This window comes from Chelatococcus sp. HY11 (assembly GCF_018398335.1).
GTDB lineage: Bacteria > Pseudomonadota > Alphaproteobacteria > Rhizobiales > Beijerinckiaceae > Chelatococcus.
In genome coordinates this window covers 2,974,881-3,001,007 of record NZ_JAHBRX010000001.1, presented here as the reverse complement: position 1 = coordinate 3,001,007, position 26,127 = coordinate 2,974,881, and the positions used below count along the sequence as shown (strand labels likewise).

The following is a 26,127-nucleotide window of genomic DNA, read 5'->3' as shown; positions in this document are numbered from 1 at the left end:
AGTGTTCGGCTCACCCCGCGCGATACACTCGCGTTATTGCGGCATGATCGATTGAACTATGGGCGTTGTTCGGCGCCCATCGGGAGCAAAGCTGCTAAGAGACTTTGCGCTTGATTTCGTCTTTCGGTGGATCCGTTTGAAGATCAAACGAAAAATCAAAGCCAGCGTTGGCATTGAAAATGTCTGTGCTCTTGACGCTCGCCCAAGGGTGGATCTCGATCGTGACAAGCCCCCGACCGATGAGATCGAGCGCGAAAATGGCAAGCATCGTAAAGTCGGCAGCGGTAGCTGGCCGCGATTTCGTAAGATCAACGATGCTTCCGACGAGATCAATTTTCGGAATACTTAAGATTGAAGTATCCCCTCGCGTTAGGTCGGCAAGCGTTACTTCCAGCCAATCCTCGCAATGTGCGGCAATGCCCTCCGCTGAAATTCCCGCGCTCACGGTGTCCGCAATGATGGCCTCAGCGATGACGGCGCACTGCTCGGGCACCTCCCGAACATTCTCGTGCTCCATCAAACATGTCACGAGATATGCATTTAGGCGCTCAAGTACGTCCAAATCATACGGTCTGCAATCGATAAAAAACATGTTGCTGTCCTACCTATCTATACTTCTGAAGTTGCTCTTCGTCGCGCGCATAACACGCGCGATAGGCCTATTTGTCGCGGTCTGAATGCTCATAGCACTCACGTCTCGGGTTCGTCTTGACCGGCGATCAGCCGCTTGATGTCTTCGACGCGCCAAGCGGTTGTGCGTGGCCCGAGCTTGATCGGCTTCGGAAACCGACCCTGTTGGACGCCGGCCCACCATGTGCTGCGTGAAACGGGGATTGGGCCCGTGGGCGCGAGGATCTGTGCGAGCCGGACGAGACCGGTGTCTGGAAATTTCGTCATGGGTTCTCCTTGGCAGGGGTATCGATGTGGATGTAGCGCGGTCGGGAATCGAGTTGGCCGAGATCGGGTATTTTTTTGCCGAAATCGGCAATTGAGAAAATTATCTCTTTGATAACAATGCGTTAGTTTCAAGATGAATCGATCTATGTCTGTCGGCTTTCGCTTGGCCGCTCATTTTTTGGGGTAGCGATGAGGTTGGCGACGGTAGACGACCGCCATCGACGTATCATGTCCAGGTTCGCGTGGATTTGGCTTGGAGCCGTCTGATTTTTGACCGGGAGTGATAGCCGGCTATCGTCCGGCGGTCCTCTCACAGATGAACGCGATCTAGGCTCAATCCGGCGTCAGAAGCTGGGCTAGCGAGCCGCTCGTTGACTGGGATGATCGGCAGCGGTTCGATCGTGTGGCGGCAGGTGCCTTTCGTGGCGATGATGCGGCGGTAAGGGCTTGGAGTGGAAGATTCCGTGGATTGCGGCGAGCACCCCAGATGAGGCACCTGTTTGTGTCTATCACTTGCCTGCGATCGGGTATCAGGGACGAAGCTGGCTTCCTCCCGCCATTAATGAAATCGTCGGCAGCCGAAACGTCGATCTTATACTTAAACCGTCGCCTGTCGGGTCAGCCCTGGGGGCGTCGTATGCCATGTTCCGTGGAGGGGTATTCTCGGGGGGACGAGTGCGCCTCTTAAGTCCCGCGATGCAACGCTTTCGCGATGGTTTGCATCCCTAGTTCAGACCGACCGCCCAGTAAGAATTATCACGAGAATCTTAGAGGGGTGTCCCTTTCACGTTCTCATAAGCTTCGTCGAGTATGCCGCTAAAAACGTCATCGTCGAGGTAAAGATCTTTGTAGTTGTGTTCGAATGATTTGTACGTTTTGGCGTTTCTTTTCGCGATCTTTTTTATTTCTCTTATGGCGTTGAGTCTATGCTGTTCGAATTTGTATTCGACGAGAATAGTCGTATAGATAAGCTTGTAGAATGAGGACATTCTCTTCTTATTAGTTTCCCCCTCTGGTGCTTCATATTGGGAAATGGCCGCCTTCAAATCTGCCACTTGCCTGGACAATTCCGCGTTCTTGTGCTGAAGAATCCTTATTTGTTCAGCAGACGTCCATCCATCGTTGGTGTTACACGGTATCAGTTCCGACCCGCCGAGAACGGATTCGATATAGCCATAGAATGCGTGAACGGAGGCGGCCCATACACCTATTGCCGCCGGGTCGTGCGAAAGCCTCGGCTCTCCTGCGGTGTTATCGGTCGCTAAATCCGTGGTGTCGATCCCCTCTGGGAATTTGCCCAGCAGCATCTGGGCGAACTGAGGTGTGCCTGCTTCGACTTTCATCTCATCGATCAAGCCCCAGTAGAAATTCGCAAGCTTGTCGGTGAATCCGGGAAAGCGAACTTCAACGTTTCGCCAGATCACGCTTTCATGGCGCGTTGGTGGCCGCTGAAAAGAACTCATTGATACCCCCAAATAGTAAAGCTCAAGCTATCATAACCCGTAAGCGATGGCAGGAAAGGCTCGCCCGCTCGATGGGCAGGCCGTTCAGACATTTTTCCACATTGGACGGGGTCATGCCGCGACTGGCTCTTGCTGAAGCAACCGCATCTCCAGATTGGCCGTGGAAAAGCGCAGCTTGTTCGAGGCGACGGAAGTTCTGTGAGTGATCGAGACCACAGATCCGCTCGGCTCCTTCACGTTGATGGCGAGAAGGCCCCCAGGCTTGAGCACATAATCGTTTGCGGTCTTTGGGGGCTCGTGGTCCATGCGGCAGCGCCTGCGATGGAGCCGCGTGAGACCGGCGCTGTCATGGAAGAGGATTGATCGATCGGTGAGACGCGTGATCACCGACCAATGCCTGACCCGGCCGAGGAGGGCGGCGATGACGACGCCACCGTTTGTCGTGACCCCTCCGATCCGTTCGAACACCGCATCGATTGGTAGGCGTTGTCGGGGGTCGAAGAGCGGCCGGCTGTGGAGGGCCAGGCCGAGTTGGCGATGGAGATAGCGCGCGGCCGCATCCAAGAGGTCGGCCTCGAGGCGGAAGCCGATGCCCTCGCGTATGACCGTATCGATGCCCTCATCGGCCTCGATCGTGTCGAGAAGGACGGTGAAGAGCTTATCGTGCAGACGCCGCCGTGATTTTGGGAGGAGGAGCGCGATGGCATTGATCGCCGTATAGATCCCGCAAAGACTATCCAGGTAGCCTTGTTGCAGCGGGAGGGGCCTGTGATTGGGCTGGAATGTTGGTCGATGTCGAGAGGAGGGCAGAGCGCGGTCATTGTCGTGAGGCATTGTTTCGAATCTCGCTAGGTGTGGGGCGCGCGCACGCGTTCGGCTCGCGCGGGGCACGGGTGGTGTTTTGGATTGTCGTGGACGGTGGAAAGTTCAGACGATTGCTGATCGGTCTGGACGTCAAGGCGGCGAGGATCCCGATGACGTGACCAGGGCTGAGCTCATGCCTGGCTCCCGCCGTAGGCAGCGAGCAGGGGTCCAAGCCAACCGACCTGGCCGGATAATTCCGTGGTCCAAGCCGTGATTGAAGGCCTCATGTACGGCAATGAGCTCAGGCTATGCTTTGGGCTGCCATTGGGCCGCGACGGCCAACGTCGACAAACTGGTCATCGCAGGTCCTGCGCGATCGCGTCGCTCTTTGACGAGCCTCCTGCGAGGTGAAGCCTCATGTCGCGACAATGCCCCGTATGGTTTCGCACGGAAGCGATTGCGCGTTACGAAGGGTCGCCTTGCCGGGGCCGATGCGACCCTCTGATCGTCATGCGATAAAGGCCCACTATCTGATTGCGACAGCCGGCCTTCAGCTGAAGCGTACGAGCGCGGTGGGTGTCAGAACTCGATGATATAGCGGCCGCGCGATTTATCCGTCCAGGTCACCGTGAACAGGCCCTCATTGCCCATGAGCGCGCTGACGGCCTGGTAGCCGCATATCCGCACGCCACGCTCGGGGTGATACTCGACGTCCTTGACCTCGAAGCTGATGATATTGTAGCGGGCGGCCTTGCGCACGAGCTCCTCCGCCTTGTCCTTGATGGCGGAGTCCACGCAGCGGGGCAGATCCCCCACCGTGATCGGACCGGCTGTCCCGAACACCTTCGCCAGCATGAAGATGCCATAGAGGGGAAGCGCGATGGTCCAGCCGATCTTGAACAGGCGACTGCGCAGATACACAACGCCCTTGTGCCGGTAATAGAGATCCCCCGTCCACATGATGATGAGCGCCACCGGCCAGAGGAAAAGCAGCAGCAGGACGAATCCAATGGGCTTGCGAATGAAGGGGATGGACGACCAGGGACGGTCGGACTGGAGCTTCGGCTGAGCCATGATGATGAGCCTTTTGGGAGGGATGATGAGGAGTGCGAGAGGGATGGTCCGGCGCCTAAGCAGGCTCAGAAGGCCCGGCTTCGCCGTCGCCGGTAGTTGGGATCGGCGTGAGCGGGAGGGGTGGAGCCAATAGGAGCTGAATGCTGAGGGTCCATGCCGCAACGGCTGATGCCCTCGCCGTAACCTGTCGTGAGCACGTCAATCCGGCCGGGATCGTGCACCATGGGCGTCGATCACGCGGCGTTAGCAGATCTGTGTGTTGGAGCGCAGCGCGGGAACGGGAAGCGAGCCTGTCCGCGAGCCGGGTGACCAGTCTGGTCCGTGGCTAGAATGCGCGTCGCATGCCGGTGCAGTAATTGGTGAACAGGTGGTTCAGGGCGGCTTCCATGCGTGGCGCCTTGTCGGGCTTGGCACGAAACTCGACGGTCGAGTCACATTCGATAGCGCGGCCGGGGATTGGCGGAATTTCCTTGCCCTCGACGATCGTCATGCGCTCACAGAGGCGTTGGCCGTCACCCGATGACATCACGAAGCTTATAAAATACGCGTCCGTCTCGTATCGGGTCTGCGCCGGCAAGCGGAACGGCTTGCGCACGATCGAGGCTGGATTGACGCGTCCGAAGTTCACGGTCACCACCGTTTGATTTTCGGGGCCATAAATCGAGCGCCTAACCTGCATATCGAGTGTGGCCGAACATGTTTGTTTGTCGAAGGTCGCGCGGACATCCATATCATTATCCTTCAACACGATGCCGGCGGCCACATCCTGCATGCGGTCCCACCCGGCCATCGACAGGATGAACACGGCGGTTTCCTCGAACGTCTGCGCCTTTGCCGGATGATAAAGACTCACGATTGAACCGACACAAGTGGCGAGGGCTATACCCGTGCGCCGGATCGTTCTTAGCGATCGGTTGGGCCGGTGCCGCCGGGCAGGCTCGGCCTCTGCGAGGGAGGGAGCGTCGTCTAGCAAAAACTGTTCAGCGTGAACGTGTGACATGGTGGATTTTCCTAATCTCGCTGTGCACCGATCTCATAATAGTGTGTCTATATCCGGTGGTTTAATAGGCGTGGCAATGCTGCTCTCGCGCTATGAAGGCGCGGGATCTTTTGGCGTGGAATGTGAGTGAGCTCAGGGTGGAGCGCGGCTTGTCGCAGGAGAAGCTCGCGGTCGATGCTGGCATTGACCGTGCTTACTTCGGCAGCATCGAGCGCAATACGGAAAACCCGACCCTGGAGATCGTGGATCGCCTCGCTGGGGCACTCGATGTTCCCGTGGAACGGCTGTTCAAAATGCCTAAGTCTCCAGAAGCTCCGCGTCCCCGCCTGCCCGTAGGGCGCCCTCGCAAGAATGCATCGAGGTCCTAGCGAGCGATGTCTCGGGACCTCGCCTCGGCCTCGTGATGGGACCGCGTTTGCGGAATCTCCCTGGCTTGCAAAAACCAGCATCCGTATTGGCTGACTGAACGGTGTGGATCATGTGCTTCCCCCAACGCGGTGGTGCCATAGTTTCATAATAGTATGTCTATATCCAGTGTATTAATCCATCGGCAATGGTGCTCTCGCGCTTGAGGAAGGCGCGGGATCTATTCGACTGGGACGTGAGGGAACTCGGGTGGAGGCCGCTGTTGCAGAATGATGTCCGTGCTCGGTATCGGCCTTCTGCGTCGCGAACCGGCAAGATCAAGGCAACGCGAATGGTGCGATGCGGGTGCTGAAGGAGGTTTGGTGACTTGGCTTCCCTTCGCCGCACGTGAACCCGATGTTCTTCCGGTTGTCAGATCGTTTCACCGCTGCGACTTCATCCGCACAACGAACACGCCATCGGCATCAATGATATGTTCGACCCCTGCCTTTGCGGGTTCATGGGTCATACGGCAGCAGGCAAGACTGACACGGGTGACACCGGCACTGTCGAACAGGCGCATGGCGCGGGCCGAGATGGCGACCGCGACCGTCCAATGGTCGAGATAGCCGCCGAAGCCGATGAGCACGACCGCTCCCTTGGCCAGGTCGCGCCTGAGCCCGCGCAGAAGATCCCGCAGCGACATCTCCGGCTTGTGTTCCCAGGGACGTTTGATGGTGACAACAAGGCCGTGGTCATTGGCCAAGGATTCGACGGCCTCTCCGAGAATGATGACGAGCGGGCCGGTATCAATGCCGTAGTGAAGCGCGTGAAACAGCCCGATGGTGCGGTCGATTGCTTGCAGCAGCTCGGCAAAGAGATTTTCGACGATCGGATGGGATAGGCGGCGGTGCGATCCTGACACGAACACCAGGGCGTTGATGATGGCATAGAGGCCGCAGAGACCATCGAGGCTTCCCTGTTGGTAGGGCGTGAGCTGACCCCAGCTGTGCGATCTTTTTGCAGAGGGAGTAGTCTGTCCATGCGCATGATTGCGATGACCTCCGGTGTCGTCTGTGGTCGATCTCAAGACCAGGCCGTTTGTGGCCGGGGTGGGCGGTGAGATGGACGCGGCCATGGTGCTCACCACTCATCCGCGAGGACAATCGTCAGGACCCGCTCAAGCGCATCGGCGGTATCCGACCGTGGTGCAGACGCGACATCGATCTTGAACATCACGGTATGTTCGCCGACCTCGATGATGCCGAAGTCGCGGAGGTTGTCGGGATCGTTTTCCTCGGAGAACCCGTCATAGGTTCTGACGGCATTGAGGATGGAGGCGATGGCGTTGTCGCTGAGGCAAGTGATGCCGAGGGATAATAGGACACGGCCACCCACATGGAAGCGGCGCAGGGCATCGTTGAGGCGACGTGTGCGGGCTTCATGGGCACGAGCATCGGGCATGGAGACATCCTTGAAGTGACAAAACCGCATGCGTCATCGCCCGCCGAACCGGAGGTCCGTCGATTGAAGACGTGCGTGTTTTTGGAGAGAGGGAGGGGAAGGAGAGACGAGAAGCGGCCGGTTATGTCGGCGGCGGCCGGGCCGTTCGGTTCGCCGGGCTAGTTGCGATCGGACTAAAAGGCCCGACGCCGATGAGAGTGCTGGTTAGATATCGCTATCGATCAGAGCAAAGCGACGAGCTTGCGCTGGGCATCGGTGTCACCATCGATATAGCGTTGCGTGGTCTCGATCGAGCGATGTCCGGCCAGCACCTGGACATCCCGCAGGCTACAGCCGGCACGGTGGAGATTGCGCGCGGCCTGGGTGATGAAACTGCGGCGTCCGGAATGGGACGAGCAGCCGACCAGGCCCAAGGCGTGATAGAGGCTCACAAAAAAATTGACGACGCTGTTCGGCCGCAGCGCTCCGCCGCGACGCGAGATGATGACGGGACCATAGAGGACCCCAGGAGCCTTGACGTCCTGCAAAGCTCGGCGCAGATCCGGATGAATGGGAATCCGACGTCCGCTGCCCTTCTTGGCGATGGCATCCCGGACGCTCAACACTGGGCCCACCCGACCTTTGTCGTCGAGCACCATCGACCAATCGAGACCGGCGATCTCACAGGCTCTCAGCCCGGCCTTCACCGACAACAGCACGATGACGCGATCACGCTCTGGCTGTGCCGACATGCGCTTCACATACAGCAACATGCGCCGGAGCGTCGGCGCACTAATAACCTTGGCCTGCCTGCCCGGCATGGCGTGAACCTCCGAAAATGGGGGGAATGCGTGCGCGGTAATCCTGAAGCTGGCCGGCTATGGTCAGCCAACGTGACGCTCGCGCAACTGTTCCATAATGGCACAGTTGCGCACTATTGTCAAGCTTCCGTTGACGACCCGTGGCGTCCCCGCTAATTTTTCCATGTGGGGAGGGCGGTCGACATCATGGAAACGAAGAGTAAGAAGCATCGCTCGGCGGTCGCCGGTGCTCCGCGATCAAAATCCGATGATGAAAAGCGATATAAAGCACTTCAGGACGAAGTCCGAAAATTCGCTGAGGAAATTGAAAAAGCGCTGGGCACGATTAAGCAAAGAAATCGACGCGATAAAGCTGACCTAAAAGAGCAGCTCTCCGACGTGGATGAAAAGCTGATTGCAAGATTCGATCAGCTCGAAAGGAGAATTCTTGAGCAGCAGCGCCAGCATATTTCGGAGGTCAACAAGAAGTTCGATGCCATAAAAGAATCCATGAACACGATAGAGACGATCAGTGATACTATTCTGCAAATAGTCAATGTCAGTAACAGCGATAAGCATAGTGGCTACCCTTCCCCATCAGCGCGGCTGGCCGAGGATCATCGAATCCCCGTCGATGCAAACGCACATGGGACCGTATATAAGCCTCCGATCCCGTGACGCGATTAAAGAGGGCCGTTATCTTCTTTATCGATTTTGATCAGAATCGATCCAGGCCCAACAATCGAAAGGGCTTACGCGAGGTTAGGTGTCAATCTTGTCATATTAAAGTCGATATAACCTGCTCATTCGGCAGCAGCCTTGACTTCAGTTACACATAAATTCAGCCTTAGTCCTTTTTCAATCAATTCATTCAGCAATTGCAAGACCCGCGGCTCGAACTCATCTCTGTTCTTGAAGCCCTTGAAGATTAGACGTTCACTTCGCATGGGATCGGCTTCAGCCGCCTGGCGAGCTCGCCAGATATTCGAGGCGATCTCCCGCACCCGTGTCAATCCAATCGTCTCACTGAAGATGACTCCACCCTGGCGCCGCCCCTCCGAAACCGCTGTCGCGTGATCTACGCCTACCGCGCCAGCGAATGCTCGAATGTAAAGGTTCTCTAACTCTGGATCGCGGCTCTCCAGAACAAGCCGATAGGCTCGACGATTGTGCCTTAGAACGAAGCGATTTCGGAGGGCCGCGCGGACCGCCGCTTTCGCGAGTGCCGGCGCAGTATTCGCATCCTCGGCGATGCCCAGAAGCGGTAATACGATCTGCTCATCATTTCGCAGAATCCGGCCGAAAGTATGAAGAGCGTTTGCGAGCGCGTCGGTGGAAATTGTGCGATCAGCCATCATCGCGTGGAAGAACTCTAATCGCGCCTCTTTCGCGGTTCCAAATATGACATATTGAAGGATTGTGTTGCGGACAAATCCATCGCTCGCGTCAAAATACAACGACATTGCCAAAGCTTGACGCTCTACAGGATTTTTAATGCCCTGCTTCAACGAGTCCATCGCCCACATGGCTTGGTCGATCCAGTACGCCTTCTTAATCCTGGCGTATTCTTTCCCGAGTTCGGGCAGCCGCTGGGCAATATCCAAGCGCAGCGGCTCGTTCGCGAACATCGAGCGATCAACTTCGGCGGAGGTGAGTATTGTCGTTTCGTCCCAGACAACATTTCGACCGCTCGATCCTCTAAGATCGGAGCCAGTGAAGTCGCAGCCTCGCAGGTCGCAATCAGAAAAATCGACACCAGAAAAGTCTCGATGACGCAAATCGACACCGCGATCTAGGTTCAGTATCTCTATTAGCTGTATAAAGTTGTCAGTGTCCGCGACATCCACAGCCTCCATTCGAGATATGTCTTCAGCGGTTAGGAGCTCGGAAAGCATTCCCCCTCTACTCATTGGTGATCTCCTGCTCGGAGATGATCAGCTTCTCTCCTACATCAGTGGCTAAAGCTCCAATTGATTTCGCAAGGAAGGCCTTGATTGTCTGCCTTTTGTTCCAATTGAGTGGGTCAAAAGCTTGGTTCAGTGGAATAAAGTCAAGGTCTCGCTTTTTGACGTAACCGCTGACACGTACCGCCGACCGATTGACCCCCTTACCGCGCTTCAGTTCACAGAGCACGTCGCTATCGGTAACGTAGGTTCCGACCTCCAGGTGCCCATCCGGTTCAAGAGCGGCGATGACCCACTGATCACCACCTATCGCCTTCACATAACCTCTTTCTGCTTTTGTTTTGCTACTCGTATGCGACTTGGTCTTCGCATCAACCGCTGCCGCACCCCTAGCGCCTAACGACAAGCTTGTGCGCCCGTCTGCCGCCATCCCTACGCTCGCGTTCATGCCCACAGAGGTCGAACTGTTTCGCTCCAGGACAACTTTCGTCTCCTCGACGATAGGCACCTTAACTGGCTCGCCTAAGCGATCGCCAGGGCGGATGTCATAGCCATCAAGTTCAACCTGGATGAAAACACGCCGAGCGGTGATGACTCCGACAGGGCTATCAATCTCAGGGCGGCCGACGCGAGCTTCTGACCGCAAGCGGAAGACCTCTTCATCATCACACTCAACACGAGACCGTAGGTCGAGAAGATCGACCACCATGTTCAGGGGGCGCTCGGTCATGTGCTCAGTCCGATCCCTAGCGTCACCTCAGCCTACCATTTCCCGATCGTTTCACTGTAAACTTCGTGAACATATCCGGATAGCTCAAGTCATTCAAACAGGCACCTAGACGGCGGTTTCGCTTCGCTGGGATGGGAGGGAACCATAGATCCTTAACCGGCGTAGAATCATGAGTAACTCCTTGTTCGACAGTAGTCGGCCGACTTATGGAGCATAGTGTTATCCACAGGCGATTTTGGGTCCTTGGGGGCGCAGCTGATACTCTCACCAGAGCCAATTTTTACGTTGGTATTTACGTTGGTAGTGTTGCTTCATGATAGAAAAATTATGTTATTTTTCAAATTGTTGCGAGAGGTGTGTGTAGTACTTCCGCGGCACCATTCTTCCATCCAGCATAGTCTGATTTTGTCCTGAATCCGTTGAGAAGCAATGGATTCGCTGCTGCGTGTCCGGATGTGTCCGCCCGCGTGTGTTGGTATCCAGCAAAATCATTGGTATTTCAGTGGTAGTTCCAAAGCCACTCGCCAGTGATGCCAACAACATGCCGCTCACGGACATTGCATTCGACGAATCAAATCATCCCAACAGCCGCAAAAGATTTCAGACGGTGAGGGGCTTCGCCTGTTTATTGCGGTTTCAGGGTCCAAGCTGTGGCGGATGTCCTACCGCTATATGAGCAAACAAAAGCTGCTAAGCTTTGGGCTTATCCGGCCGTGAGCTTGGCCGATGCAAGTCGCGCACGCGACGCGGCAAAGCAGGTTCTGGCAGCCGGTGACGATCCAGGCCTTAAGGTCAAGCTCGCAAAGATCGCCAAATGTGCCGGTGGTGATGAAACTTTTGGTAAAATCGCAGAGGAATACAAAGCTAAGCTCATCCGTGAGGGGAGACTTGGAGCGCAGGCTCGTCCGGCTTGCGCATTCGCGGAACCTGCCCGTGGTGCTGACCTGAAGCGGTGCTGGCCTACCCGTTGCGCTACACCCACCGGGTCGTGATCTCGAACAGCCGCCTGATCGCCCTTCGACGAGAACAGCGTCACCTCCCGCTACGAGGATTACCGTCGCGCCCAATCTGATCGCCAGAAGGTCATGACGCTCGGCGCCGACGAGTTCATCCGCCGGTTCCTGATCCATGTCCTGCCGCGCGGCTTCCATCGCATCCGCCATTACATCTGCTCGCCGGCGCGCCCGCAAGGCTAGTCCCGCGCTCGCGCGCGAACTCCCGGATGTCGCCGCGCTGCCCGATGACTGCAGCTTCCACGAACGGGACGACTTCCGCCCGCCATGCCCGCACTGCGGCGGGCACATGATCATCATCGAGACGTTCGAACGCTGGAGGCAGCCGCGCGGACCGCCACACAACGGCGACGAACCGGGAGATCGACCCATGATCTGGCATAGCCTGGCCCAGGTCAGCCCCAGGCGCTTCGGCTACCCCCGTGTTACCTGCGTAAATTACGCTCGTTTGGGGGATGCTGCCCTTAGGTTTGCCGCAACGATACGCAACGACGCGGTCATTGAAGCGGCACCGATGTCTCATGATGAGCGACGAAGTGCGGGTGTGGTCGCAGCGCTGCGACGGTTCCCGGCCGAACGTCGGGCGATCGACGATCTGGCTGCCCACAACGAGGACTTTCGCGACATGTGTGAAGAGCTCGCCGAAGCGGAGATGGCGCTTCTAGCGGCGGACGTGTTGCCACCCGGCGTACGGGAGGAAAGGCGCGCCGAATGGATGGCCGTGATCGACAGAATCTCGGCTGAAATTGCCGGCGTCTTGAATGAGGCGAACGTCATTCGCATCGGCTGGGCTGATCATCTGCGGCGGCGCCCCTGAGCGAGCCTCCTATACCTCGTTGCGCGTTCCGCGCTGCGGGGAACAACCGACGTGGTGAGCGCCACGCTTCAAGCTGAGAGAAGCCGACATGTATTACACAGACGACTCGATATTGCCCGAGAACATGCAGCCGCTGATCATCACGGCGGCTCCGTTCGGGCCCCAATGGCTCCCCGGCGATGCCGACATCCCGATCACCTGGGACGAGCAGGTCCAGGTCGCGGTGGACTGCTACAATGCTGGCGCGACCATGCTGCACGTGCATGTCCGCGACCCCGCCACCGGCCAGGGCTCGGTCAATTTCGACCAGTACAACTACTTCCTGACCCGCCTCAGGGAGGCGGTGCCGAAGATGATCCTGCAGGTTGGGGGATCGATCTCCTTCGCGCCGCATACCGCCGAGGCCAAGGCCAAGTGGCTCGACTATGACACGCGCCACATGCTGACCGAGCTCGATCCCAAGCCCGACTTCGTCACCGTCGCGACCGGCACCACGCAGTGGGACATCATGTCGATGACGATCCCCGACGACGTGAAGGGCACCCATCTTGAGAACAACCCGGATGTCCAGAGAGCCTGGTCGGGCATGTGGATCGACGCCGGCCCGGCCTTCTATATCGAGCACCTGAAGCGGCTTCGCGCCAACCGGATCCAGCCCTATTTCGTGCCGGCTCACATCCACCAGCTCGAGCTCATCGAGCGGCTGATCCGGGCGGGCGTCTATATGGGGCCGATGAACCTCGCCATCGCCGGCTATGGCGGCGGCACGCTCGGGCGCAACCCCTATCATTGGATGGATTTCCTTCGGCAGGTTCCGCAGGGCGCGGTGTCGACCTTCTGGTCGAGCATGCGCGGCCTGATCTCGCTCTCCGCTATGGCGATCGTGCTCGGCCAGCATGTGCGCGTCGGCAATGAGGACAATCTCTGGGGGCCGGACAAGAAGCGTCGCAGCTCGGTGCAGCAGATCGAAGGCGCCGTGCGCATCTGCGAGGAGTTCGGACGTAAGGTCGCGACCGCCGAGGAGGCCCGCGAGATCCTGAAAGTCGGCGTCTGGTACGACAGCGTCGAGGAGACCCTCGCCAATATCGGCCTGCCGCCGAACCGCCGCGACGGCGACAAGGGCTTCCTGGTCTTCGACACCGACGGGAGGAAGACGATCGCCAAGACCGGCGGCGACTCGCACCCGATGGCCTACTGCATGGTGCCGCCAGCCGCCGCGAAGCTTGCCATGGAGGCCGTTGCCGCGGCCAAGGCCAAGTCCTGAGATTTCACGGGGCGGCATACGCCGCCGCCCCCTTTGCTCACCTTAAGGGAATGAACCTGGTGGCACGCCTTACAAATTTCGAGATTTATGGCGACGAGCCCGAAGCGCTCGCGCGATTTTACGGCGCACTCTTCGGCTGGCGGATCGAGCGCGCAGAGGGCGTCGACTATTGGCGCATCGCCATCGACGGCGATGCAGCGCCGCTGTCGGCCGGCGGGCTGACGCGCCCTCCGGGCTTCGCCCATACCGGCTGGATGGTGTTTGTCCAGGTCGACTCGGTCGATTCCGCCCTCTTGGCTACGGAAGAGTTCGGCGGGACAGTGCTGAAAGAGAAGACGGCAGTTCCGAAGACCGCCTGGCACGCGGTGATCGCGGACCCGGCCGGCAACGCATTTCTCGTCTGGCAAGCGGACCCCGCGGCCTTTCCCCTTCCCGAGCCCGACTGACAGCCTCTCCAAAGGAGCGTTACGCCCATGCTATCGCAGCACGAACAATCCGGCGAGACAGGGCCTTGGGATCCGGCCCTGGAACAATTGCGGCTGTGGGACCCGGCATGGGCCGAGAGCTGCGAAAGGATGGCGACGAACCCTTGGAGGTCCGGTGTCCTTCCGCGCAAGACTGTCGAACTCATCAGCCTCGCGGTAAATGTGGCCGCCACGAACCTCAATGCGGGCGGTACGCGAAGACATGTCCGCTCGGCATTGGCCGCTGGCGCGAGCCGCGACGAGATCCTGATGGTCGTGAAGATGGCGTCGCTGCTGTCGATCCATAGCTGCAGCCTAGGCGCGACCATCCTCCTCGTAGAGACCGCGGCCGCTGGCATCCAATCGTCAGCCCACCTTGGGCTCGCCCCCTCGACGCCGGCATGCGACAAGATCCGGGAGCTCGGGCAATGGAACGATGCCTGGAACCCCTTCTTCGATCTTGATCCGGTCTGGACCGACGCATTCATGGCCACCGGCGCCGGCGTCTATGCGAGCAGCGTTCTGACCCCGCAGCTGATTGAACTGTTGAGCATCGCGTTCGATGCCTCCTTCACGCACATGTACGCGCCCGGCACGCGCCGTCACATCAAAGCCGCTCTGAAACTGGGGGTGTCGGTGGAAGAGATCATGGAGGTTCTCAAACTCTGCGTCGTCCAAGGCGTGCAGGCTTGCAATCTCGCCGTTCCGATCCTCGCGGAGGAACTGGCGGAACGCGTGATCCCCGAGGCGGACTCCTGCCATGACGCCGGCTGACTCGCAACGTCCGGATCCGACCAAGGGGGCCGGTCCGCGCGGAGCGCTCACCGGGCGCCTGGCCGCGCGCGGCCTCAGCGAGATCAAGCGTTTTGTGATCCTGTTCCTCTACCTGTGGGTACTGTTCGGCCTCTTCGTCTTGAACCAGAGGATCATCCTCCGGGAACACGACATCAACTTCACCTCCCAGGGGTTTGCCCTCATCAATGCGTTCATCATGGCGAAGGTCATGCTTATATTGGAAACTATAAATTTAAGTCGATGGCTACATCGGCGCCCTTTGATCTATCCAATTGTACATGACGCTTTTCTATTTTCGGTGTCTTTCATAATATTCCATGTCGCGGAAGAAATGGTTCTGGGGTTATTCAGGGGAGAAACGGCCGAACATAGTGTGCCGACGATTGGCGGCGGAGGGCTGGCCGGCATTGTCTGCGTCGCCGTGATCCTATTCTTCGCGCTGATACCGTTCTTCGCATTCCAGAACTTCAATCGAGCACTAGGCCCAGGCCGAATGAAAGCCATGCTGTTCGGGTTGTCGGATTGGCGCTCCGGCAAGTCGTAGCAGCGTCACGACCATCGAATTGAGAAGGGGGTGCGTGCCGTGAAAGGTCACGCTGACGGCAAGACGAAAACAGCAGCGCGGACGGCAGCCAAAGCTGCGAGCACGCCCACGCTTCCATCGACCTATAACGACGGAGCGGCCCTCGATCGCGTGCAATATCTCGAGGCAAAGCTCATCCTGAAGCCGGACCGCTTCACATCGGTGAAAAGCTTCCGCGACTTCGGCAAGATCGTGCAGCGAACGGCAAGGAAGCTCGGCGTCGGCTTCACTGAGGACAAGAAGGCCAGCGTCAGGCCAGAAGTGCGGGAGATCCTGTTTCTGGATACGCCGGATTTCGCGCTCTATTCGAATGCCTTCATATTGCGGCGGCGCATTTCCTATGTGGACGGCTTTGCCGAGGGCGATCCGGAGATCGTGTTCAAGTTCCGGCATCCCAATGAAGCGGCGGCGGCGGCGCTCGACGTGCGCCCCGACATCGACGGCGACTATCGGATCAAGTTCAAGGCGGAAGCGCTGCCGCTCAAAGACGAGATCGGTGGCTACCGGATTCTCTATTCGCACAATTGCCAGTTCGGCCTCAGCCAGACCCATGACAAGGACAAGACGTCCATGGAAACGCTTCACCGCGTCTTTCCGGCGCTGACGATGCTGAAAAAGTCTGGCAAGGAACGGGTCAGCCTGGTGAATGGCGGCATTGTCGAGGAGGTGCTGCTGCACCTCGGGACGCTCAATTTTGGGCGAGGCCTCAAGGCCAAATGCGATGTCAGCCTATGGCGCACGCGCGGCGAGCACCGCTCTCTGGTGGGCGAATTCGCGTTCCAAGCCAAATTTGATCGCAAGGAGGATATCGCGCAGCAGCAGAGGAAGATCGCCTCCCAGTTCTATGTGACGTTGCAGCGCGAGGTCGCGGACTGGCTGGCGCTCGGCGTCACCAAGACCGCCATGGTCTATCGCCTCAACGGAGCCGAGCCGCAAAGTCATGAGTGAGCCAAGCACGACCCACGCGCGCGTCGAGGCTGACGTCGCCGCAGCCAATGCGAGCGCTGTCTCGACCAGCGAGATCTTCCGCGTATTCCTCGTCATAGGCGCTACCAGCTTTGGTGGCGTCGTGCCTTACCTTCGCGAGCACCTCGTGGTTCGTCGCCCGTGGCTGGATGACAGGGCGTTCGTGGAACTCCTATCGATCAGCCAATCGCTCCCGGGCCTCAATGCCACCAACATGGCGATCCTGGTCGGTCAGAAGCTGAAAGGCGCCGGCGGCGCCGTCGCTGCGATCCTCGGCATATGTGTTCCCGGCGCATTGATGATGCTTGTCGTGGGGATCGTCTATCGCGCCTACGGGGATCACGTCTGGGCGACGGCAGCACTAAAGGGCGTTGCGGCTGCCTCAGTCGGCCTGGTCCTCTCGACCGTCGTGCAACTCAGCAAAAAGTCCCTGGAGCAGCATTTCGATCTGGTCTTCATCGCCCTGACGGTGGTCGCGGTGAATTACTTCCACTTTTCAGTGCCCAGCGCCCTTATCGGCGTCGGCGTCCTCGCCATTCTGTGGCATCGGCCAAAGCACAAGGACGAGGAGACGAAATCGTGAGCGAACTCCCGTCCCTCCTTGGCGTCTTCTCCTATCTTTCGCTCCTGACGGTCGGCGGCGGCATGGCCGCGTTTCCGGAACTGAAGGATCAGACCGTCGAGGTTCACGCCTGGCTGACGTTTCCACAGTTGGTGCACCTGTACAGCGTGGGGCAATTGGCACCCGGCCCCAATATGATGATGATCGTCCCTATTGGGGATTGGGCTGCGGGCCCGCTCGGTGCCGCGGCCGTGCTGCTGGCATTCTTCGCCCCGACCGCGCTGCTCACATTTCTAGTCGGAAGGTGGTGGGTGAAGCTGGCTCACTGGCCGTGGCGGACGTCGATCCAGAGTGGTCTGGCGCCTGTAGCCATAGGGCTTCTCCTTGCCGGGTGCTTCACCATGGCCAAGGGCGCGATATTCGGATTGGAGACAGCGGCGATCGCAGCCGGTGTCCTGCTTGTGCTGCTGAGCTACAAGATCAATCCGGCACTTCTGGTGCTCGGTGGAGCCGCAGTTGGGCTGATCTCATTCTAACGAGAGCGCCTCCGAACCTATTTGTTATCGAATTGCAGCTGAGGTCGTGTCGACCGGCTCCAGGGTCGACGGAAGTTGCAGGCCTGCCTTGCGCAGGGATGCAACAAGGCGATTGACATCGGCAGGCTGGAGAACGCGCATGGCAATTTCCTGACGAGCATTTTCAACCAGCTTGGGAGCGCGGGTCGTCAACCATTCGCGCTCGCGCGCAGCGTCGACGGCTTGACCGTTCTCCGCAAAAATCGCCGCAGCGATCAGATGATAATTCGGGTTCTCCGACGCTGACGTCTTCGTTATCCACATGGCCGCCTCGCGAAAGTCGCCGCGAAAATAGCTGCAAAGGGCGAGCCCGGTTTCGTAATAGGCCAGCGGACCTGGATTGCGCTTGCGCGCCTCATCTATCATGGCGCAGCCACGGGCCCAGTCGCCTGACAGGGCGAGGCGATACCCATATTCGCCCATAAGTTCGGTATCGTTGGGATTGAGATTGATTGCCTGCTCGCCAACCTTCAGCGCCGCTTCATACTCACCGTGAAAATACAGGGCGAACATCTGCGACTGGAGCGCGCGGATATTCTCCGGATCGAGTTCAACGGCCCGACGCGCCGCTTCGAGCGCCCGGTCGATCGATGCGGGCGACGATTGCGGATCAATTGGATATCGAAAGCGAATTTCATCAACATAGGTCTGGGAAAGCAGCGCCCAAGCCGTTGCGTAGTTGGGAAAGCGTCGAACCGCGTCCTCAAGGCATTTCCGCACGGCGGGGTGCGTCTTGGCGTCGAGGTTCGCGCGATAGGAATAATAGGAAAGCGTGCAGGCATAGGCCTGCCAGTCATCGGGGGCTTTGCGGGATGACCTTGATGCATCGGCTTGATAGATAACGCCATACGGTTGCCCAAGAGCCGTGGCGACCTGGCGGGCGATTTCGGTCTCGACGCCGATGAGCGTCGAAGCCAGAAGATCGCCGTTGTAACTGTTCGCCCAGATGACCGAATTGTCCATCCGGTTCAGCACGCGCGCGCGAAGGCGAAACTGGCTGTCCGTCATCTCGATGTCACCCGAAAGGACGTATCGCGGATCATCGACCGGCGACAGAACGCCCGCAGCGGCGACGCTGTTGCGTGGATCTCCCGAGATCGTGACGATGTCCTTGAACTTGGCGATCTGTCCAATGATCTCTTGCGTCAGGCCACGAGCGATAACCTGCGATTTCCCCACATCGGTAAGATCGTCAAAAGGCTTTACCAGGAGACGCGGAAGCGCCGGGTTCTCAACCCTGCCGCCTCTCATCCAATCCACCGCGAGATAAGACACAATCGCAAGAACGGCCAAGGAGCCGATAATGAGCGGGGCCAACGTGCGCCGACGCGGTTGATTAACGACCGGCGCCGCAGGGGAGGCTCGATGCCTGACTTCGAACTTCGGAACGTAGCTGCCTTTCGGAATGGAAATGACGACGTCATCCGACACGCCGGCCGTCAGATAATAGCGATCGAGCGCCCGCCGCAGATGACCGGCCTCAATGCGGACGATAGGATCCGAATGGGCATCGAACGTCGCGTCCCGACGAAACACCTCGATCGCGATGGCATAGGCCTTGATACGATCGGCGCGGCCCGCGAGCGCTTCCTCGACGACATAGCTCAGGAAATTGCGTAGCCGCTCGGTGGCATCGAAATCCTTGCTCTTCAGGATTCGGCACAACTGGGCCCTTATGCTGTCTGGATCTGCCGTACCAACAGCGCCGGCCTTCAAGTCGGGTTCAGCCGGCGAACCAACGGGTAAGGGTTCAGAGACACGCCATCCACGCACGATACTCTTCCCTCGAAGATCTCGAAACTTCCCGGCGTTCCGAGGCGGCTGGATTGTGCGGCTTGAAATCGAGTTACGTCAACTACCCGCAATTCCCGCGAGATCCTATCCCTGGGCGAGGCGAGAACGCCAGGGCTGTGGCTACATGTGGTGGTCGCTTCCGCCGATACCTGGGGGACGGGCGCATTCCATGCCTCAGGCTTCCGTGGCCAGGTCATCCCCGTCGTCTCAGCGAAACGGCTGGTGGTGGTCCAAACCGTCGACCTGAAGCAGAACCCACGCGGCGTCAGGACCAGCGCGTTCATCGGGACACCCGGCACAACCGACCGTCGCGATCATCGACAACCGCGCCTTGCGCTCCACGCCTGAAAGCCGGTCGCGTGCGGCTATGACGGCGCCAAGCGCAAGAAGGGCTCGAAGCCGCATCTGGCTGTCGATAAGCTCGGACATCTTCTGGCCCTCAGATCGACGGTGTTCCAGCTTGCAGGATGTCTCCAAAAAACGCGGTCGCCATGAACGGCCCTCTAGGCGGGGCCTGCAATTCAAGCTCTATCTCAACTTGGGATCGAAGTAGTCACGTACCCAGTCGCCGAAGACATTGATAGAAATCAGCAGGATCACCAGCAGGCTGCTGGGAAAGACCACGACCCACCATTCACCGGAGAACAGATAAGAATATCCGATCTTGATCAGCGTTCCGAGAGACGGCTGGGTAGTCGGCATGCCGAAGCCGAGGAAGGAAAGTGTCGCCTCCGTCATCACCGCAAAGGCAATGTCCATCGTGGCCAGAACGAATACGGCGTTCAGTACGTTCGGCAGGATCTGCCGGGCGATGACGGAAAGATGGCTGTGGCCGATGAGTCGCGCAGCGGCGACATAATCCTTGTTTCGCTGCGTCAGGGTCGCAGCGCGGACGAGCCGGGCAAAATGCGGCCAGTGCGAAATACCGAGCGCGAAGATCACCACCAGCATCGCATACCGATCCTGCACCGAAAGCGGCAGCAACGATTTGCTGATGCCGCCGATCAGCAGAGCCATCAGCATCGCTGGAAAGGTGAACTGGATATCGGCCATGCGCATGATGACGGCATCGGCAATACCGCCGAAATAGCCGCTGAGCAGACCCATGATGAGGCCGAGCGATACGGAGACGGAAACCGCCAGCACGCCCACCATCAGCGAGGTGCGCAGACCATAAAGAAGGAGTGACAGGAGGTCGGCGCCCTGGCTGTCGGTACCCAACAGGAAGCGCGCGTCACCCCCGGCCAGCCAGGCCGGCGGGAGGTGCGAATCGAGGAGGTCCAGTTTCGAGACGTCGTAGGGGTCCTGCGTCGCCAACCACGGCGCAAAGATCGCCGCGAGGATGATCACGCAGAGCAGGATTCCGGCAATCATCGCCGCCGGACGCCAGCGCAGGGATTTTAACACTGGGTTTGATCCCAGCGCCTTGAAAAACGCCACCGGTAACGACCGTCTGCGAAATTCGTTGCGATCGACGGCGCTCATGCTTTCGCTCCCATCTTGAGTCTGGGATCCGCCAGCGCATAGAGGAAATCGACGACGAGGTTGGTGAACACGAAGAAGCAGGCCACGACCATCAGAAATGCTGTCACAACCGGAAGGTCCGTCTGGGTCAGCGCGGACAGAAACAGCGTCCCCAGTCCCGGCCATTGGAAAACCTGCTCCACGACCACGGCAAAGGCGAGCAGATAGCCGAGCTGGATACCGCTGACCGTGATGATCGGGATCAGCGTATTGCGCAGCGCGTGCTTGAAATTCACCCGATTGTCGGGAATGCCGCGTGCACGCGCGAAGCGGATATATTCGGCCCGCAGCACCTCCAGCATTTCTGCGCGGACGAGACGGGCGACCAGTGCCACCTGGCTGATCGCCAGTGCGAAACCGGGCAAGAGCAGCGACCGCAGACCGGAGGGCGTCAGCAGCCCCGTTTCCCAGCCGCCCAGCCGCACGGTCTCGCCGCGCCCGAAGGACGGCAGCCAACCGAGCGTGACCGAGAAGATCAGAATCAAGAAAATGCCGACCACGAAGGTCGGAAGTGAAACGCCGACGACGGAGATGGTCATCAAGGCGCTCGACCACATCTTGCGGTGATGTACGGCGGCGATCACGCCGAGCGGGATGCCGATCCCGAGCGAAAAGACCAGTGCCGTCGCCGCCAGTTCCAACGTTGCTGGCACCCTTTCGAGAATGACGTCGATCACTGGCCGTTGGGCGATGTAGGACATGCCGAAATCGCCGGTGAATACGCGCCCGAGATAACGCACATATTGGAGCAGCAGCGGATCATCGAGGCCGAGCCGCATACGCAGCGCGGCACGCGCTTCGGGGGTTGCATCGACACCTAGCACGCTGGTTACTGGATCACCGGTAAAGCTGCCGAGCAGGAAAGCGATGACGCTTACCACGAACACCACGAGGATGGCGTGCATGAGGCGCTGGATGAGATAGCTGCTGTTCACGACGCTGGTCCATCCGATCGGTGAAGCGGGTCGGCTCGAAGCGAAATCCGCCTCAAAGCCGGTTTGGTCTCGATCACCGCTTGATTTCGACGTTCTGCAACATCACCGTGCTGTCGGCGCGGACGGGGATCTTCACCGCCGCGGTCATCGCCCAGGTCAGGAACGGCTGGTGCAGATAGACTGCATGCACGTTGTCGCGGGCGATTTTCAGACCCTCACGGTAAAGTTCGTTGCGCCTCTTCGGATCTAGCGTCTTCACCAGTTCGTCAGTCACCGCGTCGAACTGGGGATTGGTCCACATTGCCCAGTTCTGCTGCCCCCGGCTCTTGTCGCGGGTCGCCATCACGGCCACGAACGTGTCCTGCACATCGCCGGAATTGCCAGCCGCGCCGATCAGGTGAAAGCTAGAATTGGGGCCATTGGTCAACATCTTGGCGAATTCCGGCCACACCATGCCGTTGACCTTCACGTCGATCCCGACGCGTGCCAGCATCGAGGAAACGGCCTTGCAGATTTCGTCGGTGTTGACGTAACGCTCCAGAGGGCAGTTGAGCGTGGTGGTGAAGCCGTCGGGATAACCGGCTTCCGCTAGCAGTTTCTTCGATAGATCGACGTCATATTTCCAGTGCTGGTCGAGATCTGCCTGGTAGCCGGAGAAGCCCGGCGCCGATCCGATGCCGATGACCTTGGCCTTGCCGCGCATGATGCGGTCGACGATTAGCTGCGCGTTGATGCCGTGCGCGATCGCTCGGCGCACGCGAACGTCCTTGAATGGATTGGCCTTGAGCGGCTGGCCGGACTTGTCGGTCGTCGCCAGCGCGAGGTCGCGGGTGCCGTCCATTTCCAGTTCCATGAATAGACGCTGTGGTCCGTCCACGACCGACATTTTCGGCGTCTGCTCGACGCGGGGAATATCCTGCAGCGGCAGGTCGGTGATCATGTCCACTTCACCGGACAGCAGAGCGGCGACGCGGGTTGGCGCGGAGTTGATCGCCGTATAGACCGCATCGGTCAGATTGCCCTTGAACGTGCCCCACCAAGCGTCGTTCTTCTTGAAGACGGTCTTCTGCCCGGGTATCTGCTCGGCGAGCAGCATCGGCCCAGTGCCGTTGGCGTGACGCAGCGAAAACGCTTCCGTGCCCTGTGTTCCGAGCGCCGGAACGGTGGCCACGCCGTTGTCTGTCGCCCATTTCTGGGACATCACGAAAAGCCGCGTCAGCTTGACAGGCAGGATGGGGTCCGCGCCCTTAGAGATGATATCGACCGTCGAGCCATCGACCACCTTTGCGTCGGTGATGTTGCCGAACAGCGTCTTATAGAGCGCAGCGGATGCTTGGCGCTTGACGGAGAATGCGACATCCTCGGCGGTCATGACTGAACCATCGTGGAACTTCACGTTTGGCCTCAGCGTCAGGCGCCAGGTGCTCTCGCCCACGGGTTCCCACTTGGCCGCGAGGCCGGGAATGGGGTTCATGTCGGCGTCGAGCTCGACCAGGCTTTCATAAACCTGGCGGACGATGCTGGTCGTCACGAAATCGTTGGTCGAGTGCGGGTCGAACGTCAGCGCGGCTGTCGTCCCCGCGAATTTCAATGTTTCAGCCATAACCGGCTGGGCAAGGCTAAGGACCGCGGTCGTGGCCAGAAGGATGAGGGTTCCCCTTAGTTTCATTGATGCCTCCTTTGATGGCTGGGGCCATCTCTACATGAAACGATCATTTGATCAACATGCTTTACAAGCGTTGTAATTCTCCGCAAACTAAGTCTGCCGCCATGGCCAACATTGCCAAGCGCGACCTGCTGCACGCAGCCACGCGCCCGGGAGCTGACACGTATGAATGCGAGTGGGAGTGCCACGATTGCCGGCACGGCAGGACAAGCGGCAATGCCGAACAATCAGGATACGCAGGCGCAGCGGGCTCCACTGCTTTCAGTCCGAAACTTGGAAGTATCCCTTCGGCATCCTGACCGAATGGTCCAGCTGGTGCGCGGCATTTCCTTCGATGTCGTGCGCGGCGAGGTGCTAGGCATCGTCGGCGAATCCGGCGCCGGAAAGTCGATGGCCGGCACCGCCATCACCGGCCTCCTTGAAGGCGCATTGAAGCGCACGGCCGGCGAAATCATCCTCAATGGCCGCCGTATCGACACTCTGTCTTCAAAGGAGATGGCAAAGGTCAGGGGTGCGGAAATCGGCATGATCTTCCAGGATCCGCTGACCTCGCTGAATCCGGTCTTCACCATCGGCCGCCAGTTGATGGAAACCATCATCCAGCATACCGAACTGCGCGGGGGCGCCGCTTTCGACGAGGCTGTGTCGCTGCTTCAGCAGGTTGGCATCCCGGCCGCCAGTGAGCGCATGGACAGCTATCCCCACGAATTCTCGGGCGGCATGCGCCAGCGCGTGGTCATCGCGCTAGCACTCGCCAGCCGGCCGGACCTGATCATTGCCGATGAGCCCACGACAGCGCTCGATGTGTCGATCCAAGCGCAGATCATCACGCTCTTGAAAAACCTGTGTCGGGAGCGCGGCACCGCCGTCATCCTGATCACCCATGACATGGGTGTGGTTGCAACGACTGCAAACAGGGTGGCGGTGATGTATGCCGGGCGGATCGTCGAGAACGGCCCGGCGGCCGAAGTCGTCGCCAATGCGCGGCATCCCTACACCCGCGGCCTTATGAAATCGATCCCGGAAATCGGCCATCGCCTGCGCCGGCTGCAGCAGATCGACGGCGCAATGCCGCGCCCGGACAATCTGCCGACCGGCTGTTCGTTCTGGCCGCGGTGTCCCGTCGCCTTCGATCGCTGTCGAAGCGAGCGCCCCGAACTCATCGGGAGCGCGAACCACACCGCAGCCTGCTGGCTGAACGCGGAAGGCGCTGCGTCATGACATCCTCCCCGGCCATAAAGCAATCCTCGCTCCCCGAACCGTCGCCGGCAAGCCGGGAACCGCTCGTCATCGCCCGCAATCTGTCGGCGCGCTTCGCTGTGAAGTCGAACTGGGTGGATCGGCTGATCAAGCGGCAACCGCAGCGCTATCTGCACGCGGTCAATTCCCTCAACCTGTCGATTGTCGCCGGAAAGACAATGGCGCTGGTGGGCGAATCCGGCTGCGGCAAGTCGACAGTGGCCCGCTGCGCCGCCGGCCTCTACACGCCGACGGGCGGCGTCGTGACTTTCCGCGGTAAGGATATGGTGCAGATCGCGAAGCAATCGCTGCCCGAGCGGCGGGAAGTGCAGATGATCTTCCAGGATCCCTACGCTTCGCTCAATCCGCGCTGGCGCGTCGGTCGCTCCATCGCCGATCCGATCCATACCCTCGGCATCGAAAATAGCCGGCGGGTGATCCGCGCGATGGTCGCCGAGCTCCTGATCACCGTGGGTCTTTCACCTGCCGATGCGGAAAAGTTTCCACACGAGTTTTCCGGCGGCCAGAGGCAGCGCGTGGCGATTGCCCGGGCCCTGTCGTCGAACCCGAGCTTCATCATCTGTGACGAGCCGACGTCAGCGCTCGACGTGTCCGTGCAGGCGCAGATCCTCAACAAGATGAAGGATCTCCAGGACCAGCTCGGCCTCACATATCTGTTCATCAGCCACGATCTCGGCGTCGTCGATCACATGTCGGATGTCATTGGGGTCATGTATCTCGGCAATCTGGTCGAGGTCGCGGATCGCGAAACGCTATTTGCAAGGCCGATGCACCCCTATACCCGCTTGCTGCTTGGCGCTGTGCCGAAGGTGCGAGCCGAGAAGACGGAACTGCAGCCGCCGCTCGGCGAATTGCCCAACCCGATGAACCCGCCATCCGGCTGTTCCTTCCGGACCCGCTGCCCCTTCGCCATCGCTCTCTGCGCCGAACGGAAGCCGGCAGTCCGTCTGATCGGTGAAACGCAGGTGGCCTGCCATCGCGCCGAAGAGATCAATTGAAAAGAGATGTGGGTAGCCTCGACCATCCGCTCGGGATCAAGGATCAGATCATTGCTTGAGAGCCACCACTTCGATTTCGACTTTGATGTCGTCATTGACGAAACCGCAGACGACGGTGGTATTCGTCGGGCGAATCTCGCCGAAGGTCTCGCCGAGGATTATGGAGATTGGCATGATGTCTTTGCGACGCGCGGCGAAGACGCGCAGGCTGACGATGTCCGAAAGCGCGGCATCGGCCTCGGCAAGCGCGCCGGCAATGATCTCGATGGACTTGCGGGTCTGCGCCTCAATGTCGTCGGAGCCGGTTTCACCTTTAACGTAGCCGGCTGTTCCGGAAATGAACACCCAGTCGCCCTGTACAACGGCACGCGAATAGCCAGCGATTTTCTCGAAGGGTGAGCCTGAGGAAATGAGACGGCGGGACATGGCAACTCCTTGTGTTTTGAGTTTT

General features: G+C 59.3%; 30 protein-coding genes and 2 pseudogenes. 16 read left to right on the top strand and 16 right to left on the bottom strand.

The features are described 5' to 3' along the window. Positions 1 to 94: 94 nt before the first annotated feature. The 6 genes from KIO74_RS13760 to KIO74_RS13735 form a co-directional block, all read right to left on the bottom strand. Positions 95 to 592, bottom strand: coding sequence for a hypothetical protein (locus tag KIO74_RS13760; RefSeq protein WP_213332518.1), 498 nt, complete (start codon positions 590 to 592; stop codon positions 95 to 97). Positions 593 to 690: 98 nt separating this feature from the next. Further along, on the bottom strand, positions 691 to 897 hold the full coding sequence (locus KIO74_RS13755) for a helix-turn-helix transcriptional regulator (RefSeq protein ID WP_213332517.1): 207 nt from the start codon (positions 895 to 897) through the stop codon (positions 691 to 693). A gap of 767 nt (positions 898 to 1,664) precedes the next feature. After that, positions 1,665 to 2,360: a hypothetical protein gene (locus KIO74_RS13750; protein WP_213332516.1), complete on the bottom strand. Its 696-nt coding sequence runs from the start codon at positions 2,358 to 2,360 to the stop codon at positions 1,665 to 1,667. 111 nt (positions 2,361 to 2,471) lie between these two features. After that, on the bottom strand, positions 2,472 to 3,194 hold the full coding sequence (locus tag KIO74_RS13745) for a hypothetical protein (RefSeq protein ID WP_213332515.1): 723 nt from the start codon (positions 3,192 to 3,194) through the stop codon (positions 2,472 to 2,474). A gap of 549 nt (positions 3,195 to 3,743) precedes the next feature. Then, positions 3,744 to 4,238, bottom strand: a complete 495-nt coding sequence (locus KIO74_RS13740; RefSeq protein WP_213332514.1) for a hypothetical protein — start codon at positions 4,236 to 4,238, stop codon at positions 3,744 to 3,746. Between the two features lie 325 nt (positions 4,239 to 4,563). Beyond that, positions 4,564 to 5,091 (bottom strand): hypothetical protein, encoded by a 528-nt coding sequence (locus KIO74_RS13735; protein ID WP_213332513.1) that lies wholly within the window; start codon positions 5,089 to 5,091, stop codon positions 4,564 to 4,566. A 269-nt stretch (positions 5,092 to 5,360) separates the two neighbouring features. Here KIO74_RS13735 and KIO74_RS13730 point away from each other — a divergent pair, with 269 nt between their 5' ends. Further along, positions 5,361 to 5,606 (top strand): helix-turn-helix transcriptional regulator, encoded by a 246-nt coding sequence (locus KIO74_RS13730; protein WP_502762062.1) that lies wholly within the window; start codon positions 5,361 to 5,363, stop codon positions 5,604 to 5,606. A gap of 419 nt (positions 5,607 to 6,025) precedes the next feature. Here KIO74_RS13730 and KIO74_RS13725 read toward each other — a convergent pair whose 3' ends face one another. The 3 genes from KIO74_RS13725 to KIO74_RS13715 form a co-directional block, all read right to left on the bottom strand. Next, the gene (locus KIO74_RS13725) at positions 6,026 to 6,721 is read right to left on the bottom strand and encodes a hypothetical protein (protein WP_213332511.1); all 696 of its coding nucleotides are present in this window, start codon (positions 6,719 to 6,721) and stop codon (positions 6,026 to 6,028) included. Between the two features lie 5 nt (positions 6,722 to 6,726). Beyond that, the gene (locus KIO74_RS13720; protein ID WP_213332510.1) at positions 6,727 to 7,047 is read right to left on the bottom strand and encodes a DUF3768 domain-containing protein; all 321 of its coding nucleotides are present in this window, start codon (positions 7,045 to 7,047) and stop codon (positions 6,727 to 6,729) included. Positions 7,048 to 7,268: 221 nt separating this feature from the next. Further along, positions 7,269 to 7,847, bottom strand: a complete 579-nt coding sequence (locus KIO74_RS13715) for a tyrosine-type recombinase/integrase (RefSeq protein WP_213332509.1) — start codon at positions 7,845 to 7,847, stop codon at positions 7,269 to 7,271. Between the two features lie 186 nt (positions 7,848 to 8,033). Here KIO74_RS13715 and KIO74_RS13710 point away from each other — a divergent pair, with 186 nt between their 5' ends. After that, a complete protein-coding gene (locus tag KIO74_RS13710) occupies positions 8,034 to 8,504 on the top strand; it encodes a hypothetical protein (RefSeq protein WP_213332508.1) in 471 nt (156 codons plus the stop codon). Positions 8,505 to 8,629: 125 nt separating this feature from the next. On the opposite strand, the gene KIO74_RS13705 is transcribed toward KIO74_RS13710, so the two are convergent. Then, complete coding sequence (locus tag KIO74_RS13705; RefSeq protein WP_213332507.1) at positions 8,630 to 9,721, bottom strand: pentapeptide repeat-containing protein; 1,092 nt, start codon at positions 9,719 to 9,721, stop codon at positions 8,630 to 8,632. A gap of 7 nt (positions 9,722 to 9,728) precedes the next feature. After that, positions 9,729 to 10,460 carry a hypothetical protein gene (locus KIO74_RS13700; RefSeq protein ID WP_213332506.1) on the bottom strand — a complete coding sequence of 244 codons (732 nt, stop codon included), beginning with the start codon at positions 10,458 to 10,460 and terminating at the stop codon, positions 9,729 to 9,731. 561 nt (positions 10,461 to 11,021) lie between these two features. On the opposite strand from KIO74_RS13700, the gene KIO74_RS32650 reads away from it, so the two are divergent. The 10 genes and pseudogenes from KIO74_RS32650 to KIO74_RS13655 all read left to right on the top strand — a co-directional run bounded on the left by KIO74_RS32650 (position 11,022) and on the right by KIO74_RS13655 (position 17,460). Next, complete coding sequence (locus tag KIO74_RS32650; RefSeq protein ID WP_502762112.1) at positions 11,022 to 11,177, top strand: Arm DNA-binding domain-containing protein; 156 nt, start codon at positions 11,022 to 11,024, stop codon at positions 11,175 to 11,177. A gap of 226 nt (positions 11,178 to 11,403) precedes the next feature. Next, positions 11,404 to 11,847: pseudogene (locus KIO74_RS32645) on the top strand (transposase); the annotation flags it as partial. Then, positions 11,844 to 12,290: a hypothetical protein gene (locus tag KIO74_RS32460; RefSeq protein WP_502762061.1), complete on the top strand. Its 447-nt coding sequence runs from the start codon at positions 11,844 to 11,846 to the stop codon at positions 12,288 to 12,290. The pseudogene KIO74_RS32645 and the gene KIO74_RS32460, both read left to right, overlap by 4 nt. An 88-nt stretch (positions 12,291 to 12,378) precedes the next feature. Further along, complete coding sequence (locus KIO74_RS13685; protein ID WP_249730978.1) at positions 12,379 to 13,554, top strand: beta-keto acid cleavage family enzyme; 1,176 nt, start codon at positions 12,379 to 12,381, stop codon at positions 13,552 to 13,554. A gap of 59 nt (positions 13,555 to 13,613) precedes the next feature. After that, entirely contained in the window at positions 13,614 to 14,000 is a 387-nt protein-coding gene (locus KIO74_RS13680) for a VOC family protein (protein WP_213332505.1), read from the top strand. Positions 14,001 to 14,027: 27 nt separating this feature from the next. Continuing rightward, positions 14,028 to 14,792 (top strand): carboxymuconolactone decarboxylase family protein, encoded by a 765-nt coding sequence (locus tag KIO74_RS13675; RefSeq protein WP_213332504.1) that lies wholly within the window; start codon positions 14,028 to 14,030, stop codon positions 14,790 to 14,792. Continuing rightward, on the top strand, positions 14,779 to 15,357 hold the full coding sequence (locus tag KIO74_RS13670) for a hypothetical protein (protein WP_213332503.1): 579 nt from the start codon (positions 14,779 to 14,781) through the stop codon (positions 15,355 to 15,357). Before KIO74_RS13675 ends, KIO74_RS13670 begins: the two co-directional genes overlap by 14 nt. A gap of 39 nt (positions 15,358 to 15,396) precedes the next feature. Then, a complete protein-coding gene (locus KIO74_RS13665; RefSeq protein ID WP_213332502.1) occupies positions 15,397 to 16,344 on the top strand; it encodes a hypothetical protein in 948 nt (315 codons plus the stop codon). Then, a complete protein-coding gene (locus tag KIO74_RS13660) occupies positions 16,337 to 16,945 on the top strand; it encodes a chromate transporter (protein ID WP_213332501.1) in 609 nt (202 codons plus the stop codon). The genes KIO74_RS13665 and KIO74_RS13660 overlap by 8 nt, the downstream gene beginning before the upstream one ends. Beyond that, on the top strand, positions 16,942 to 17,460 hold the full coding sequence (locus KIO74_RS13655) for a chromate transporter (RefSeq protein WP_213332500.1): 519 nt from the start codon (positions 16,942 to 16,944) through the stop codon (positions 17,458 to 17,460). The genes KIO74_RS13660 and KIO74_RS13655 overlap by 4 nt, the downstream gene beginning before the upstream one ends. A 24-nt stretch (positions 17,461 to 17,484) precedes the next feature. Here KIO74_RS13655 and KIO74_RS13650 read toward each other — a convergent pair whose 3' ends face one another. Beyond that, on the bottom strand, positions 17,485 to 19,272 hold the full coding sequence (locus tag KIO74_RS13650) for a hypothetical protein (RefSeq protein ID WP_291979795.1): 1,788 nt from the start codon (positions 19,270 to 19,272) through the stop codon (positions 17,485 to 17,487). 150 nt (positions 19,273 to 19,422) lie between these two features. On the opposite strand from KIO74_RS13650, the gene KIO74_RS31755 reads away from it, so the two are divergent. Together KIO74_RS31755 and KIO74_RS31750 are read left to right on the top strand one after the other, a co-directional pair. Further along, positions 19,423 to 19,641, top strand: a complete 219-nt coding sequence (locus KIO74_RS31755; protein ID WP_249730976.1) for a hypothetical protein — start codon at positions 19,423 to 19,425, stop codon at positions 19,639 to 19,641. After that, positions 19,595 to 19,743: pseudogene (locus tag KIO74_RS31750) on the top strand (IS5/IS1182 family transposase); the annotation flags it as partial. The gene KIO74_RS31755 and the pseudogene KIO74_RS31750, both read left to right, overlap by 47 nt. Before the next feature lie 78 nt (positions 19,744 to 19,821). Here the strand turns inward: KIO74_RS31750 and KIO74_RS13640 are convergent. The 3 genes from KIO74_RS13640 to KIO74_RS13630 all read right to left on the bottom strand — a co-directional run bounded on the left by KIO74_RS13640 (position 19,822) and on the right by KIO74_RS13630 (position 23,421). Then, entirely contained in the window at positions 19,822 to 20,778 is a 957-nt protein-coding gene (locus KIO74_RS13640; protein ID WP_213332498.1) for an ABC transporter permease, read from the bottom strand. Continuing rightward, entirely contained in the window at positions 20,775 to 21,752 is a 978-nt protein-coding gene (locus KIO74_RS13635; RefSeq protein WP_291979797.1) for an ABC transporter permease, read from the bottom strand. Before KIO74_RS13635 ends, KIO74_RS13640 begins: the two co-directional genes overlap by 4 nt. A 73-nt stretch (positions 21,753 to 21,825) precedes the next feature. Beyond that, positions 21,826 to 23,421, bottom strand: coding sequence for an ABC transporter substrate-binding protein (locus KIO74_RS13630; RefSeq protein WP_213332497.1), 1,596 nt, complete (start codon positions 23,419 to 23,421; stop codon positions 21,826 to 21,828). 300 nt (positions 23,422 to 23,721) lie between these two features. Here KIO74_RS13630 and KIO74_RS13625 point away from each other — a divergent pair, with 300 nt between their 5' ends. Next, positions 23,722 to 24,639 (top strand): ABC transporter ATP-binding protein, encoded by a 918-nt coding sequence (locus KIO74_RS13625; RefSeq protein WP_249730975.1) that lies wholly within the window; start codon positions 23,722 to 23,724, stop codon positions 24,637 to 24,639. Further along, on the top strand, positions 24,636 to 25,676 hold the full coding sequence (locus tag KIO74_RS13620; protein ID WP_213332495.1) for an ABC transporter ATP-binding protein: 1,041 nt from the start codon (positions 24,636 to 24,638) through the stop codon (positions 25,674 to 25,676). The genes KIO74_RS13625 and KIO74_RS13620 overlap by 4 nt, the downstream gene beginning before the upstream one ends. A gap of 48 nt (positions 25,677 to 25,724) precedes the next feature. Here the strand turns inward: KIO74_RS13620 and KIO74_RS13615 are convergent, their stop codons facing one another. Continuing rightward, positions 25,725 to 26,102 carry a Rid family hydrolase gene (locus tag KIO74_RS13615; RefSeq protein ID WP_213332494.1) on the bottom strand — a complete coding sequence of 126 codons (378 nt, stop codon included), beginning with the start codon at positions 26,100 to 26,102 and terminating at the stop codon, positions 25,725 to 25,727. Positions 26,103 to 26,127 lie beyond the last annotated feature (25 nt).